The organism is Actinomadura sp. NEAU-AAG7, assembly GCF_018603865.1.
Classification (GTDB): domain Bacteria; phylum Actinomycetota; class Actinomycetes; order Streptosporangiales; family Streptosporangiaceae; genus Spirillospora; species Spirillospora litoris.
In genome coordinates this window covers 193,868-207,567 of the sequence record NZ_JAHFZY010000001.1, presented here as the reverse complement: position 1 = coordinate 207,567, position 13,700 = coordinate 193,868, and the positions used below count along the sequence as shown (strand labels likewise).

At 71.8% G+C, this 13,700-nt stretch carries 10 protein-coding genes; 5 read left to right on the top strand and 5 right to left on the bottom strand.

What is annotated here, in order from left to right:
- Entirely contained in the window at positions 1-2,433 is a 2,433-nt protein-coding gene (locus KLI87_RS00935; RefSeq protein ID WP_214615461.1) for a pentapeptide repeat-containing protein, read from the bottom strand.
- A gap of 317 nt (positions 2,434-2,750) precedes the next feature.
- Here KLI87_RS00935 and KLI87_RS00930 point away from each other — a divergent pair, with 317 nt between their 5' ends.
- On the top strand, positions 2,751-2,981 hold the full coding sequence (locus tag KLI87_RS00930; RefSeq protein WP_214615460.1) for a hypothetical protein: 231 nt from the start codon (positions 2,751-2,753) through the stop codon (positions 2,979-2,981).
- Between the two features lie 12 nt (positions 2,982-2,993).
- Here KLI87_RS00930 and KLI87_RS00925 read toward each other — a convergent pair whose 3' ends face one another.
- From KLI87_RS00925 to KLI87_RS00910, 4 genes are all read right to left on the bottom strand, one after another.
- Entirely contained in the window at positions 2,994-4,421 is a 1,428-nt protein-coding gene (locus tag KLI87_RS00925) for a dihydrolipoamide acetyltransferase family protein (RefSeq protein ID WP_308165801.1), read from the bottom strand.
- Positions 4,422-4,426: 5 nt separating this feature from the next.
- Entirely contained in the window at positions 4,427-5,404 is a 978-nt protein-coding gene (locus tag KLI87_RS00920; RefSeq protein ID WP_214615458.1) for an alpha-ketoacid dehydrogenase subunit beta, read from the bottom strand.
- Positions 5,401-6,531 (bottom strand): pyruvate dehydrogenase (acetyl-transferring) E1 component subunit alpha, encoded by a 1,131-nt coding sequence (gene pdhA / locus KLI87_RS00915; protein ID WP_214615457.1) that lies wholly within the window; start codon positions 6,529-6,531, stop codon positions 5,401-5,403. The genes KLI87_RS00920 and pdhA overlap by 4 nt, the downstream gene beginning before the upstream one ends.
- Positions 6,532-6,866: 335 nt before the next feature.
- Positions 6,867-8,486 carry a hypothetical protein gene (locus KLI87_RS00910; protein WP_156217381.1) on the bottom strand — a complete coding sequence of 540 codons (1,620 nt, stop codon included), beginning with the start codon at positions 8,484-8,486 and terminating at the stop codon, positions 6,867-6,869.
- A gap of 134 nt (positions 8,487-8,620) precedes the next feature.
- Between KLI87_RS00910 and purS the strand changes: the two genes are divergently transcribed.
- From purS to purL, 4 genes are all read left to right on the top strand, one after another.
- Positions 8,621-8,863, top strand: coding sequence for a phosphoribosylformylglycinamidine synthase subunit PurS (purS, locus tag KLI87_RS00905; protein ID WP_214615456.1), 243 nt, complete (start codon positions 8,621-8,623; stop codon positions 8,861-8,863).
- A gap of 248 nt (positions 8,864-9,111) precedes the next feature.
- Positions 9,112-9,552 (top strand): ATP-binding protein, encoded by a 441-nt coding sequence (locus tag KLI87_RS00900; protein WP_156217604.1) that lies wholly within the window; start codon positions 9,112-9,114, stop codon positions 9,550-9,552.
- Positions 9,553-9,650: 98 nt separating this feature from the next.
- The gene (purQ, locus tag KLI87_RS00895; protein WP_214615455.1) at positions 9,651-10,331 is read left to right on the top strand and encodes a phosphoribosylformylglycinamidine synthase subunit PurQ; all 681 of its coding nucleotides are present in this window, start codon (positions 9,651-9,653) and stop codon (positions 10,329-10,331) included.
- Complete coding sequence (gene purL / locus KLI87_RS00890) at positions 10,328-13,699, top strand: phosphoribosylformylglycinamidine synthase subunit PurL (RefSeq protein ID WP_308165800.1); 3,372 nt, start codon at positions 10,328-10,330, stop codon at positions 13,697-13,699. Before purQ ends, purL begins: the two co-directional genes overlap by 4 nt.
- The last annotated feature ends 1 nt before the right edge of the window (position 13,700 follow it).

The following is a 13,700-nucleotide window of genomic DNA, read 5'->3' as shown; positions in this document are numbered from 1 at the left end:
TCAGGCGGTGTCGGTGATCGCACCGTCCAGGCTGGTGCGCCGGAGATCCAGCGTGCTCAGGTCGCATTCGCGCAGGTCGACATCGGCCAGGTCACATTCGCGGAACGAGGTGTGGTCGAGGGTCGCGCCGGTGAAGACCGCGCCGTCCAGGATCGCCGGCTGGATCATCGCCTTGCCCAGCCGCGTGAAGGCGATGGTCGCGTTGACCATCTCGCTGTAGCCGAACCCCGCCTCGGTCAGGTCGGCACCGGCGAGATTGGCGCCGGTCAGGTCGGCACCGGAAAAGACCGCGCCGCGTGCGGAGGCGCGCGACAGATCCGCACCGGCGAGATTGGCGCCGGCGAACGCCATCTTGTCGAGGTCCAATCCGCGCAGATCGGCACCGGAAAGATCGAGTTCCTCCTCCGCGTTGTCGGCACGCCACTGGTTGAAGGCGAACGGCCCTTGCCTCAGGATTTCGATGACCCTCGCCGCCCCCTTTGGCATGTCCGCCTCCCCGCCGAGACGTCCCGCCTGCTCAGGGCCACCGGTGGTGGAGGCGACGGGCGTGTTGAGGGCGGCGACCCCCTCCCTGGCACCGGCGAGTTCTGCGGCGAGTTCCTCGTCGAACGGATACATCTCCGCCACCGCCTCCATCATCGTGAGGCGGGTGCTCAGCAGTCTCAGTGCGTTGTCCCGATCGCCGTCGCCCTTGGCCAGGCCGGCGAGGCGTTGGAAGGCCAGGCTCGCCTCCATGGCCGTTTCCGGGCCCTTATTCGCCTGGAAGAGCCGGGTACGGATCGTTGAGCACTCGGCCCAGATCTCGTATTCCTTGTCTTTGTGCTCCGGCAGATCGAGCACGCGGTACACCTCGCCGAGGTGCTGCAGCGAGTTGGCGAGCCGCTGGTCTGCCTCCATAAAGGTCGGATGCTCGGCTGCCAGCTCGTGGTAGATGTTCACGGCGACCGTGAGCGCGTCCTCGGCCGCCGCCAGCCGGCCGTCGGCGAACCGGGCCTGGCCGCAGGTGTCGTATGCGGCGCCGAGGCAGAACCGGGCCTCGTCGCGCTGCGGGTGAGTGGCGGCCCACTCCGCCACGGAGGACAAGGATCGTTCGGCCACCTCCCGTGCGGCGCGTGGGAAGCCGTGCCGGCCCAACATGGCGACCAGGTGGTCACGGATCTGACGGTGATGGCCGTTCCCTCCCGGCACGTACGGCGTCATCTCCCCCAGCAGCGCCATTCCCGCGTACTCGGCGTCCGTCTCCAGGCTCTCGACCACGCCGAGGACGAAGGCCGTCAGATCGCCCATCCCCTGGACCGCCACCAGATGCCGGCAGACCGCGACGTAGTCGCCGAACGTGCCGCCGTCGTGTGTGCGGCTGTAGTGCATGTTCAGGGCGCGCTCGTGGCGGTCGGCGATTGCGGGGCCTTGGTACGGCGCCAGCATCTCCGCGATCCAGCGGTCGGCGAAGTAGACGGTCTCCCCGCCCCACCCCTCCCACGCGTTGAGCAACCCGAGCTCGGCGAGCCGGGCCACGGTGGCCCGCACGCTGTTGAGCGCCATCCGCTCGGGTTCCGGGCGGTGCCGCACGTCCGGATCGCCGGTGTCGCAGGCCACGGCCAGGTCGCGTGCGGTGATCGGGACGGTGGAGACCGCGGCCTGGAGCAATGTCTCCCGCTGTTGCCCAGTCAGCTCGGCCAGGACGAGACCGAGCGGCTCGGCCCCTGGTGTCACGGCCGCGAGCCGCGCCTCCGCCCCCGCGGGGTTCGCCGACAGCCAATCGTCGACCAGTTGCAGGGACCGCGGGTGCGGCGTGGACGTGCGGACCACTCGCTCCCGGGTGGCCGGATCCAGCGTGGACAGGAAGGGCAGTCCAGCGGCCAGCTCGGTTCCCGCGGTGAGGTCCAAGGGGCCGAGCCGTAGGACACCGAGCCGCTTGTCCATGGTCGACGGCGGTAGCGGCGTCCGGCTGGTCACCAGCACCCGGCCCCGATCGGCGGCCTGGCACAGCCGGTCGAACGCCTCGCCGAAGCCGGGATCCAGCCAGCCCGTGCCACCCAGGTTCTGGCCCAGGTCGTCGAAGAGCAGGACCAGAGGGAACCTGCTCAGCAGTCGGCAGGCCGTGTCGAACATGGCGTCGTCCGACGGAGCCAGAGTGAGGGTCTCCATCATGCGCGCCAGCTCCGGAGGGAGTTCCTCGCCCCAACCGAAGAAGGCCTCTCTGACGCCTCGGAACAACTCTTGCGGAGACCATTTGCCCACGACGGCGGCTACTCCCCAGCCATCGGCCTGAAGACGCCCGAGCACCTGGCGGGCCAGGGCGCTCTTGCCCGCCCCCGCTTCCCCGGTGATCACAAGCCCGGCCGGGCCGGCGGCCAGCAGGTTCAGCGCGGTCCGCACGTCCGGCTCTCTGGCGAGGATGGGCGAACCGAGACGTCGCACCTCCGGGCTCATGTTCGCTTCCATATTCACCATCGCCCTCTGGCCAGGCATAACGAATTCGACCGACCTGGTCCCGATTTCGGGTGAGCTTACTGGGTCATCGGCGATCTCTAAGGTGATCTTCAAAATGAGTCGGTCGAGGAGCTGAGTCCACCGCCGTGGGGCGTCGTTGAACTCGCCGCACGACAGGCACGGACTCGCCGCCTCGGGCAGGTCCGTGCCCGCCGCCTACCCGGTGACCGTCAGTTCCGGGCGGGCTGCACTCCGACGACGCGGCGGCACGGTCCTTCCCCCGTGCCCCTGCCGCCGCGTCCCGGAAGGGTGGGCCCGTGAAAGCTCCTGAGGAGCCGGCCACCCTCCATGACGCCCTCGCCGCCTGCCGGCAGTTCTCGGACGAGGTCGCCACTGAGACGCAGTACTACTTTCAGGGCAAGCGCGAGAATCCCGACAAGATGGCCTATCTGGGGAACATCATCGAACGTCTCGCCGCCCGCGAGCGCGAGGTCAGGCGGAAGGCCGAAGGTGCGGGCCGGTCGTTGGTTCGGCGGCCCGCACCTTGAGCTGGGGCGATGTTACGGAGAGACCGCCAGCAGGCGGAGTGGGTCCGCCAGCAGGTCGCCTATGTCGCGGAGGACCTTCGAGCCCAGCTCGCCGTCGATGACGCGGTGGTCGAACGACAGCGACAGCGTGGTCACCTTGCGGATCGCCAGCTCGCCCTCGTGCACCCACGGCATGTCCCTGATCTGGCCGAACGCCAGGATCGCGGCCTCGCCGGGGGTGATGATCGGGGTCCCGGCGTCGACGCCGAACACCCCCACGTTGGTGATCGTGATGGTCCCGTCGGTCAGGTCGGCGGGGGACGCCTTGCCCGCGCGCGCCTTCGCGGTCAGCTCGTTCAACGCGCGCGCGAGGCCCGGCAGGCCCAGCGCCTGCGCGTCCTTCACCTTCGGGACGATCAGGCCCCGGTCGGTGGCCGCCGCGATGCCGAGGTTCACGTAGTGCTTGACCACGATCTCGGCGCCGTCCGGGCCGTCCGACCAGGAGGAGTTCACCATCGGGTGCCGCGCAACGGCGGTGAGCAGCGCCCGCGCCACCAGCAGGAGCGGGGACACCTTCACGTCCGCGAACTCGGGCAGGTCGCGCAGCCGCTTCACGGTCTCCATGGTGGGCGTGACGTCCACCTGGAGGAACTCGGTGACATGCGGCGCGGTGAACGCCGAACCGCTCACGGCGGCGGCGGTCGCCTTGCGCACGCCCTTGACCGGCACCCGCTCCTCGCGGGCGCCCTGCGGGGCCTGCGGTGCGGCCTGTGCGGCCTGTGCGGCCTGCGCCGCCTGGACGTCGTCGCGCGTGATGGAGCCCTGCGGACCCGTCCCGACGATCGCGGTGAGGTCCACGCCGAGGTCCTTGGCCAGCTTGCGGACCGGCGGCTTGGCCAGCGGCAGGCCGTTGTCCACAGGCTGTGGAGAACCTTGGGCGGGGACCTTCGGGGCCGTAGCCTGGGCCGGCGGCGCCAGGGCCACGGGGGCGGTGGTCGGCGGCGGGGGCGGGGGCGGCGCGCCGTTGGCCGAGCCCTGGGCCGAGCCCTTGCGGGGACGGCGCTTGGTCGCCCCCTCGCGGACCCCGTACCCGACGAGGACGGGCTGGCGCTTGGGCTGGTCGGGCGTGACCGTGCCCGGCTCGTTCATGGCCGGTGCGTCCGCCTGCTGGGGCGCCGCCTGCTCGGCCGCCTGGCCGGGCTGCGCGGCGGCGCCGTCGCCGCCGGTGTCCACCGTGATGATCGGGACGCCGACATCGACCGTCTGCCCCTCGGAGACCAGCAGCTCGGTCACCACGCCCTCGTACGGGCAGGGCAGCTCGACGATCGCCTTCGCCGTCTCGATCTCGACGATGATCTGGTGGATCTCGACCTCGTCACCCGGCTGGACGTGCCACCTGACGATCTCGGCCTCCGTCAGGCCCTCGCCCACGTCCGGGAGGCGGAACTGCTTCGGGCTCACCGGCGTCACCACGCGAAGGTCCGGTCGACCGCGTCCAGGATGCGGTCGAGGTCGGGCAGGTACTGTTCCTCGACCCGCGACGGCGGGTACGGCGTGGAGAAGCCGCCGACCCGCAGCACCGGGGCCTCCAGCCGGTAGAAGCACCGCTCGGTGATCCGCGCGGCCAGCTCGGCGCCGTAGCCGTTGAACACCGGCGCCTCGTGGACGACGACGCAGCGGCCCGTCCGGTCGACCGAGGCCGTCACCGTGTCGATGTCGAGCGGGTTGAGCGAGCGCAGGTCGATGACCTCGACCGAGCGTCCGTCCTCGGCGGCAGCGGCGGCCGCCTCCAGGCACGTCTTCACCGACGGCCCGTAGGCCAGCACCGTCACGTGCTCGCCCGGCCGGACGACCTTCGCCGCGTGCAGCGGCGTCCAGTCGGTCGACTCGGTGTCGACCTCGGCCTTGTCCCAGTACCGCCGCTTGGGCTCGAAGAAGATCACCGGGTCGGGGGAGGCGATCGCCTGCTGGATCATCGAGTAGGCGTCCACCGGGTTGGAGCAGCTCACCACCCGCAGCCCCGCCGTGTGCGTGAAGTACGCCTCCGGCGACTCCGAGTGGTGCTCGACCGCGCCGATGCCGCCGCCGCACGGGATCCGCACCACGACCGGCAGCGACAGCGCCCCGAGCGAGCGCATCCGCATCTTCGCGAGCTGGGTGATGATCTGGTCGGCCGCCGGGAACACGAACCCGTCGAACTGGATCTCCACGACCGGGCGGTACCCGCGCAGCGCGAGCCCGATCGCCGTCCCGACGATGCCCGACTCGGCGAGCGGGGTGTCGATGACCCGCTCCTCGCCGAAGTCCTTCTGGAGCCCGTCGGTGATCCGGAAGACGCCGCCGAGCTTGCCGACGTCCTCGCCCATCACGAGGACCTTCGGGTCGTTCTCCATGGCCTTGCGCAGGCCCGTGTTCATCGCCTTGCCGAGCGTCAGGGTCGTCACGACGCCTCCTCCTCGAACGACGCCAGGTACGCGGCGAACCGCTCCTGCTCCTCGGTCATCAGCGGATGGTCCTCCGCGTACACGTTCTCGAAGATCGTCAGCGGGCCGGGGTCGGGCAGCGCCAGGCACCGCTCCCGCAGGTCCTTCGCGGTCGCCTTCGCCTCGTCGTCGACCGCCTCGAAGAACGCCGCGTCCGCGAGGTCGCCGCGCACCAGGTACGCCTTGACCCGCTCGATCGGGTCCTTGAGCTTCCACGCCTCCTCCTCGGCCTTCAGCCGGTAGCGCGTGGGGTCGTCGGTGGTGGTGTGCGCGCCCATCCGGTAGGTGAACGCCTCGACGAGCGTCGGGCCCTGGCCCGTCCGCGCGTTCTCCAGCGCCCTCCGCGTGACGGCGAGGCAGGCGAACACGTCGTTGCCGTCCACCCGGATGCCGGGGAAGCCGTAGCCCTGCGCGCGCTTGAACAGCGGGATCCGCGACTGCCGCTCCAGCGGCTCGGAGATCGCCCACTGGTTGTTCTGGCAGAAGAACACGATCGGCGCGTTGAACACCGAGGCGAACACGAACGACTCGTGCACATCGCCCTGCGAGGTCGCGCCGTCGCCGAAGTAGGCGATCGTCGCCCCGGCGGACGGCGTGCCGAGCACCCCGTCCCGCTGGATGCCCATCGCGTACCCCGTGGCGTGCAGCGTCTGGCTGCCGATCACGATCGTGTAGAGGTGGAACCTGTGCTCCGCGGGGTCCCAGCCGCCGTGGTTCACGCCGCGGAACATGCCGAGCAGCCGCAGCGGATCGACGCCCCTGCACCACGCCACCCCGTGCTCGCGGTACGTCGGGAACACCATGTCGTGCTCGCCCAGCGCCCGCGCGGAGCCGATCTGCGCGGCCTCCTGGCCGAGCAGCGACGCCCACAGCCCCAGCTCGCCCTGGCGGGTCAGCGCCACGGCCTCCAGGTCGAGCTTCCGGGTGATCACGAGATCGCGGTACAGCCCGCGGACATCCTCGGCACTGAGGTCGAGCGGGTAGTCGGGATGCTCGACACGCTCACCCTCGGGGGTGAGCAGCTGCACGAGCTCGGGCTCGGCGAGCCCGGGGGTGTCTGGCGCGCCGCGCACGGAGTCGATCGTCATCGATGACACTCCTCGTTCGGGGCCGGTACACGGGATCGCCGTCCACCGGCCGACTTCGGCGACCCGGCCCCCGGTAAGGGACAAAAGCCGCTAACGCCATGGTGGCAGACCTCACACCCCGCCACGCAAGCCCGGTTTCCTCGGGTTCCGGCGCAACGCGCTCGCGGTCACGTGGAGCGGTCACCCGGGGACGTACCGTCCCGCTTTCCCCCGGTCAGCCGGTTCCGACGTGATCCGCACCACGTCCACCTTCATCCTCCCCGCCAACTCCGGGCCAAATCCCCGCTAAAGCCTCGGATGGGAGACGTGGATCACATGGGCGGGCCGGGCGCGGATCACTCGCGGGAGAGGGCGCGGGTGGCCCCGGCGGCGACGGTCAGGCCGAGCAGCAGGCCCGCCGCGACGATGAAGTTGGCGATCCACTGGTAGACGCCCTTCGGCGCGAACTCGACCTCCTGGCCGAGGCTGCCGATGGGCAGGAGCAGGTCGAGGGTGTAGAAGAACGCGTTGAAATGCGGCTTGTGGCCGTCGTCCAGGACGTCGGGTTTGTGCAGCGAGAAGACGATCGTCCCGAACGCGAGCAGCCCGACCAGCCAGCTCGCCGCGCGGAACGGCCGGTAGCCGTAGCCGACCAGCGCGTCCTGGAACCAGCCGACGATCTTGCGGGAGACGCCCTGCGTGCGGCGGCGGTCGCGGGCCTTGGCGAGCAGGATCGAGCGCCCGTCGGCGTCCAGGCCGAGGGCGCGGTAGGTCTGCGCGAGGCGCTCGTAGGGCTGCGGCGCGTAGCCGTCGGTGTCGCGGCGCAGCCAGGCGAGCCGGTCGCGGGCGGTGAGCGGCGGCTCCAGCGTCTCGTACTGGAGGCCGTCGAGCTGGAGGCGGTCCGGCCAGGTCTTCGCGTCGTCGCGCAGGAGGTTGATGCGCGCGTAGGAGAGGTCCGCGACGCCGCTGATCGGCTCGGCGGGACGCAGCAGCAGCTCCTCGGCCTGGAGGCGCTGGAGGCTGAGCGCGGTGCCCTTCTCGTGCCGCAGGTGCGCGCCGCGCAGGCTGAGCTGCCCGGCGACACGCGCGCCGGCGAAGCTGACCGCGCCGATGGCGGTGAAGCCGTCCGAGCAGTAGACGTCGGTCTCGACGGCGAGGTCGTCGGCGTTGAGCGCCGTCCGGTCGGGGTGGGTGAGGTGGGCGCCGACGAACGACAGGTAGCCGCCGACGCGGGCGCCGCGCAGCCGCACCTCGCCCTCGGCGCTGAACCCGCCGTCGCAGAAGACGTTCGCGGCCACGTCCAGGCGGCTCGCGTACAGGGCGGACCCGGACGGGTTGTGCAGCCGCGCCTCCCGGAAGATCAGCTGGCCGCCGACCCGGGCGCCGGGCAGCCGGACCTCGCCGTTGGCCACGAAGCCCTGGTCGCAGTAGACGTTCGCCTCGACGGTGAGGCGGTCGGCGAGCAGCGCGTCCCCGCCGGGGTTGGACAGGTGCACGCCCGACATGTTCAGGATGCCGGTGATGTTCGCCCCGTCCAGCCAGAGGCCGCCGGAGATGCGGCTGCCCTCCAGCCACAGGTGGCCGTCCACGCGCGTGCCGGACGCGATCAGGCCCGGCAGGCGGCAGCGCATCAGGTGGACGCTGTTCATGCTCGCCCAGTACAGGTGCGGCGCCTCGTCGAAGGCGCAGCCGGTCAGCGCCAGCGGGACGTGGACCTCCGCGTGGCCGAGGTTCAGCGAGCCGGTGACCCGCGCGCCGCTGAGCCGCACGGCGGGGACCTGCCCGGGGACGGGGTCCACGGCGCCGACGAGCAGCGCGACGAGGACCTCCGCCCTGACCGAGCGGTCCTGCCCCCAGTAGGCGGTGCCGCCCGGATCGTCCAGCGCCGGGTCGCCCGTGCCCAGGTCGACGGACTCGCCGCGCGGGAACGCCTCCCAGAGGCGGCGCTCCGAGGGGGTCAGATCCTCGATGTTCATCGGGCGGCTCCGGGGGAGGGGATGGGGTCCGTCAAGCCATGGTGCCGTACGCTTCGGGATCGTTGCCGTACGCTTCAGGATCGTTGTCGTACGTCAGGAACGCAAAGAAAGCGCAGACCAGTGAGGGGGCGGTCGTGGCGCGTGTCGTCGTGGACGTCATGCTGAAACCGGAGATCCTCGACCCGCAGGGTCAGGCGATCGCGCGGAAACTCCCGCAGATGGGGTACGAGGGCGTCGTCGCCGTCCGGCAGGGCAAGCGGTTCGAGGTGGAGGTGGAGGGGCCCGCCGACGAGGCGGCGCTGGAGCGCGTCCACACGATCGCCGAGACGCTGCTGGCCAACCCGGTCATCGAGAACTTCGAAATCCGCGTTCTCTAGTCGGGAATAGCGTGGAATATATCGCTCGGTGATGTCCCGTTGCGCAACGTGGCTGGTGCGTTCCAGGGGACGTGTGCCATTTCACGTTGGGCTTCGCGGCGGCCGGCTTTACGCGAAAGAGCCGACACTATAGCGATTACGGAAGATTCCGCCGGGGAAGTGTTAGCTGCGTCGAGTCCGTCGAGCACGCTCCGGTACCGGGGGCCTGACCAGGGAGCCGGGGCAAACACGGGGTGTCTCCGGTGGAAATGAGAATCTCGCTCGCGCTGCCGCGGGAGGCGTTGAGCATTCCGGTGGTCCGTCGGGTGGTGGGCGACTCCCTGCGGGGGCTCGGAGTCGCGGACGACTGCGTCGCGGACATTCTCGTCGCCGCGTCCGAGGCGTGCACGAACGTCATCCAGCACGCCCGCGCGACCGGCGACTACGAGGTCACCGGGCACGTGGACGAGGACGGCTGCTCGCTCACCGTCACCGACTGGGGACGCGGCCCGCGTCCCGCCCCGCGCGACCCCGGCGTTTTGAGCGAGTCGGGGCGCGGCATTAGGATCATGCGGGCGCTGGTGGACGACCTCAGCATCGACTCCTCACCCGACCGGGGCACCGTCGTCCACCTGCAGAAGCGGCTGACCTGGCAAGACGAGGCACCGGTGGGGAGCCTCGAACGCAGGCTCATGCACAGCGCCGGGTAGATTGGTACGCGCGCGGGGGGAATGTTACGCGCGGCGGGGTGATCAGCGGAGGAGACCCGCTCGTTCCGGCGACACCTCATTTCGGAGGAACAGTAGAGATGGACGCTGCCCGGGTAGGGGTCATCACCTTCCCTGGTTCCCTAGACGACAAGGACGCCGCACGGGCCGTACGGCTGGCCGGCGCCGAGCCGGTCGCCCTCTGGCACGGCGACCACGACCTGCGAGGGGTGGACGCCGTCGTCCTGCCCGGCGGGTTCTCCTACGGGGACTATCTGCGAGCCGGAGCGATCGCCCGGTTCGCGCCGCTGATGGCCGAGGTGGTGGACGCCGCGAAGGGCGGGCTGCCCGTCCTCGGCATCTGCAACGGCTTCCAGGTGCTGTGCGAGTCGCACCTGCTCCCGGGGGCGCTGCTGCCCAACGCGGGCCTGCACTTCGTGTGCCGCGACCAGCGGCTCAGCGTCGAGAACGCCGAGACCGCCTGGACGAGCGAGTACCGCGAGGGCCAGGAGCTGGTGATCCCGATCAAGAACGTCGACGGCCGCTACGTCGCCGACCGGGAGACGCTGACCGAGCTCGCCGACTCCGGCCGGATCGTCGCCCGCTACCTCGACCTGAACCCCAACGGCTCCCTGGACGACATCGCCGGGATCTGCAACGAGGCGGGCAACGTGGTCGGGCTCATGCCCCACCCCGAGCACGCCGCGGAGTCGCTGACCGGCCCGTCCACCGACGGGCTCGGCTTCTTCACCTCGATCATCAAGAGACTGGTCAACGCATGAGCGAGCAACGGCCCAACGCGTCCGGACGGACCGACCGCGCCCGCGACGCGGCGCCCGGCCCCGGGCCCGCGGACGACTTCGTCGAGAACGGCTCCGGCGGCGCCGGACGCGACTCCGACGAGCCGTCGCTGGAGTGGCTCGGCGAGCTGAAGTCCGACGCCGACGACCCCGAGCTCTCGCCCGTCGACCCGGCGGTGACGCAGGCGTTCGAGGCGATGCTGGAGGAGGGCGAGCGGATCGAGCGGCCCGCTCCGGCCTCCGCCCCCGTGCCCGCTCCCGCCCCCGCTCCTTTCGTGGAGCCGTTCGGTGGGCCAGGCGACCCGTCCATGGGCGGGCAGCCGCCCATGGAGGTCACGCCCGAGTTCGCGCGGGCGCTCGCGGAGGAGGGCACGTCGGTGCCGGCGCCTCCGTCCCCTCCCGCGTCTCCCGCGGGCGACCCCGCCTACACCGCGCCCGACCTGAACGGGTCGGGCGCACCCGAGCCTTCCGTGCCGGACGCGCCGGGCGTCTCGGGCACCGGCCCGCAGCCCGCGGTCGGCACCGGCCCGCAGCCCGTCGTCGGCACGGGTGCGGGCCCGCAGCCCGTGGTGAGCACCGGTCCGCAGCCGTCCCTCGACCCCGGGTCGGATCCGCTGGCCCAGGGGCCGCTGGGGACGGGCCCGCAGCCGGCCCTCGGGACCGGTCCGCAGTACGTCCAGCCCATCACCGGGTCTGACGGGCCGAACACGGGCCCGCAGCCCGCGGTCAACGGCCCCGGAACCGGCCCGCTGCCCGCCGTCGAGGGCCCCGGAACCGGCCCGCAGCCGGCCGTCGGACCGAACACGGGCCCGCAGCCCGCGGTCAACGGCCCCGGAACGGGCCCCCACCCGGCCGTCAACGGCCCCGGAACCGGCCCGCAGCCCGCGATCGACGGTCCGGGCACCGGCCCGCAGCCCGCGATCGACGGTCCGGGCACCGGCCCGCAGCCCGCCGTCAACGGGCCGGGAACCGGCCCGCAGCCCGCGATCACGGGCACGGGTCCGCAGCCCGTGGTCGACGGCCCCGGGTTCGGCCCCGGTCCCGGCACCGGGCCGCAGCCCGCGGTCGTCCCGGTCGAGCCGGGCACCGACACCGTCGCGATCGCCGCCGCCTCTCCGGAGCGTCCTCAGCCCTATGCCGAGCTCGGCATGAAGGAGGAGGAGTACCGGCGGGTCCGCGAGATCCTCGGCCGCCGCCCCACCTCGTCCGAGCTGGCGATCTACTCGGTCATGTGGAGCGAGCACTGCTCCTACAAGAGCTCCAGGGTGCACCTGCGCCAGTTCGGCGACAAGGCGCCGAAGACCGACGCGCTGCTCGTCGGCATGGGCGAGAACGCGGGCGTCGTCGACATCGGCCAGGGCTGGGCGGTCACGTTCAAGGTCGAGTCGCACAACCACCCGTCCTACGTGGAGCCCTACCAGGGCGCCGCGACCGGCGTCGGCGGCATCGTCCGCGACATCATGTCGATGGGCGCGCGTCCGATCGCCGTCATGGACTCGCTGCGCTTCGGCCCGGCCGACGCCCTCGACACCCAGCGGGTGCTGCCCGGCGTGGTGGCCGGGGTCGGCGGCTACGGCAACTCCCTCGGCCTGCCCAACATCGGCGGCGAGACCGTGTTCGACGCCTGCTACGCGCAGAACCCGCTGGTGAACGCGCTGTGCGTGGGCGTGCTGAAGCACGACGAGATCCAGCGCGCGATCGCCCCGGGCCCCGGCAACAAGGTGATCCTGTTCGGCGCGACGACGGGCCCCGACGGCATCGGCGGCGCGTCCGTGCTGGCCTCGGCGACCTTCGACGAGGAGTCGCACCAGAAGCGGCCGAGCGTCCAGGTCGGCGACCCGTTCATGGAGAAGCTGCTCATCGAGTGCTGCCTGGAGCTGTTCGCCGAGGACCTCGTGGTCGGCATCCAGGACCTCGGCGCGGCCGGGGTGTCGTGCGCGACGACCGAGCTGGCCGCCGCGGGCACCGGCGGCATGCACGTCGACCTCGACACGGTCCCGCTGCGGGACGCGACGCTCCGCCCTGAGGAGATCCTCATGAGCGAGTCGCAGGAGCGCATGATGGCGGTGGTCACGCCCGACAAGGTCGACCGCTTCATGGAGATCTGCGGCCGCTGGGAGATCCCGGCGACGGTCATCGGCACCGTCACCGACACCGGTCGGCTGGTCATGACCTGGCGGGGCGAGACGATCGTCGACATCCCGCCGGGCACCGCCGCCGACGAGGGCCCGGTGTACGAGCGCCCGTACGCGCCGCCGCACGACCTCGGCGCGCTCCAGTCCGACACGCCGGGGCGGCTGACCCGTCCGACCTCGGGGGACGAGCTGCGCCGCACCGTCCTGTGGCTGGCCGGTTCGCCGAACCTCGCGAGCAAGACGTGGGTGACGTCCCAGTACGACCGCTACGTGCTCGGCAACACGGTGCTGGCGATGCCCGACAACGCGGGCGTCGTCCGCGTCGACGACGAGTCCGGCCTGGGCATCGCGCTGTCGCTGGACGGCAACGGCCGCTACACGCGCCTCGACCCGTACGCCGGCGCCCAGCTCGCGCTGTCGGAGGCCTACCGCAACGTGGCCGCCACGGGCGCCCGCCCGCTCGCCGTCACCAACTGCCTCAACTTCGGCTCCCCCGAGGACCCGGGCGTCATGTGGCAGTTCGCGCGCGCGGTCGAGGGCCTGGCGGACGCCTGCCAGTACCTCGGCGTCCCGGTGACGGGCGGCAACGTCAGCTTCTACAACCAGACCGGCACGACCCCGATCAACCCGACCCCGGTCATCGGCGTCCTCGGCGTCCACGACGACGTGCGCCGCCGCGTGAACATGTCGCTCACCTCCGACGGCGCCACGATCGCGCTGCTCGGCGAGACGCGCGAGGAGTTCGGCGGCTCGGAATGGGCGCACGTGGTCTACGGCCACCTGGGCGGCCTGCCGCCGCTGGTCGACCTGAAGGCGGAGTCGGCGCTGGCCGGGGTGATGATCCAGGCCGCCCGCGACGGGCTGGTCACCGCCGTCCACGACCTGTCGGACGGCGGCCTGTCGCAGACCCTCGTCGAGTCGTGCCTGCGCGGCGGCCTCGGCGCGCGGATCACCCTGCCGGGCGACCCGTTCGTCTCACTGTTCAGCGAGTCGGTCGCCCGCGCGATGGTGGCCGTGAGCCCCGGCGCCGAGGCGCGCCTGGCGGCGCTGTGCGAGGCCGCGGGCGTCCCGGTCACCCAGATCGGCGTCGCGGGCGGCGACGCGCTCAGCGTGACGGGCAGGGGGGCCGAGGGCGAGCAGCAGGAGCTGTTCTCGATCCCGCTGGCCGAACTGCGCGAGGCGCACGAGCGCATGCTGCCGAGCTACGCCAACTGAC